The sequence below is a fragment of the Prevotella sp. P4-119 genome (assembly GCF_002251345.1).
Classification (GTDB): domain Bacteria; phylum Bacteroidota; class Bacteroidia; order Bacteroidales; family Bacteroidaceae; genus Prevotella.
The window spans coordinates 1-1,297 of record NZ_NPJB01000038.1 but is presented as its reverse complement, the minus strand read 5'-3'; the positions used below and the strand labels follow the sequence as shown (position 1 = coordinate 1,297).

Annotated in this window: 1 protein-coding gene; it reads right to left on the bottom strand. The window is 36.8% G+C overall.

Annotation, left to right across the window (positions count from 1 at the left end):
* Positions 1–12: 12 nt before the first annotated feature.
* Positions 13–1,185, bottom strand: coding sequence for an IS4 family transposase (locus tag CIK89_RS04465; protein WP_094390244.1), 1,173 nt, complete (start codon positions 1,183–1,185; stop codon positions 13–15).
* Positions 1,186–1,297 lie beyond the last annotated feature (112 nt).

Here is a 1,297-nt window from a genome sequence, read left to right as displayed (position 1 = left end):
CACTAGTGTCCACTAAATAAATTTAAGACTTAATTCTCTTACAGTTTGTAACTTCTCGGCAGGTTCGCTTTTGCCGAGCAAATCTACGAGAGGGGTTCTGTCCAACAATGAGACAGATAAAATTCTTAACAAATCATACATTTCCATATTCAATTTCATTTTTCGTTCAACAATCGCAACCAAGCAATATGCAATGATTGCACTATACAATTGTATCTTTACAGCATTTTCGGTTGTGCCATAGAATTCCTTGACATGAAGATGTTGCTTCATCCATTTGAAGAACAACTCTACCCTCCAACGATATTTGTAAGCCAATGCAATATCCTCTGCAGAGAGGATGGAGTTATTGGTATAAAACACAAAGGTTCTGTTTCCCTCCTTATCATAAAAGGTGATTCTTCTCATTGGGGAAGAGTATTGCTTTCGTGTTTTATATCCACTAAACTGTATCGTTTGATCAGCCATCACTCCCGTTATAGGGTTGTTATATTGTTTGTCTTCAATCACTGTATATGACATACGACGTTTCTCACGAACAACAAAGAACGCCTTTATCGTATTGATGATGGTGAGTTGCTCCGTGTCCATATATGCTCTATCAAATATGTATAAAGCATCAGGCTCATAAGGTATCTCGTTCATTACCTTGGAATCATGTAAATCCGCATTGGTTATAAGAAAGAATGATGGTATGTCTGTCTTTACATCATATAAGGTATGCATCTTTACACCACCTTTGTCATGATGAAGTTTACTCCACCAAAACACATTTAGGCAAAGTGAGATGGTTGTTGAGTCAAAAGCATAGACATTACCTTCATAGAAGAAGTCTTTGTCAACTAATCCTATGCGTAAGTCTCTTGCGGTCTTGACCATATGATACGCCATGTCTTCAAATATTTTAGCCTCTCTTTGCTCATTAGCTTTGGAAAGATTACTTCTGGTAACAGATGTGCCAAATCCAAGCCTGTTGAACTTAGTCTTATGCGCATTGAGCGTAGCTATCAAGTCTCGAAGACTCTCTCGATGGGTCAACTGAGCGAATATCATCACTAGCAAATGATTCCAACAAGTGAACTTCTTAACATATTTGTTTCCTTGATATTTTTTTACGAACCAATCGAACTGGTTTTTGGGAAGGAAATCACATATTTGACTGAATATATACTTACCTTGATTCATGAGTCTAAACTAACTTACAGATTGTAATTTTCTGCAAAGATAGTCATTTCTAACCCATAGAGTCATTTTTTGCTCGTATTTTGTCGCATATCAACCACTTACAACGATTGTT

Bases quoted from the DNA above. Each gene is read 5' to 3' on its own strand.
- CIK89_RS04465 (WP_094390244.1), bottom strand. From the start codon at position 1,185: ATGAATCAAGGTAAGTATATATTCAGTCAAATATGTGATTTCCTTCCC.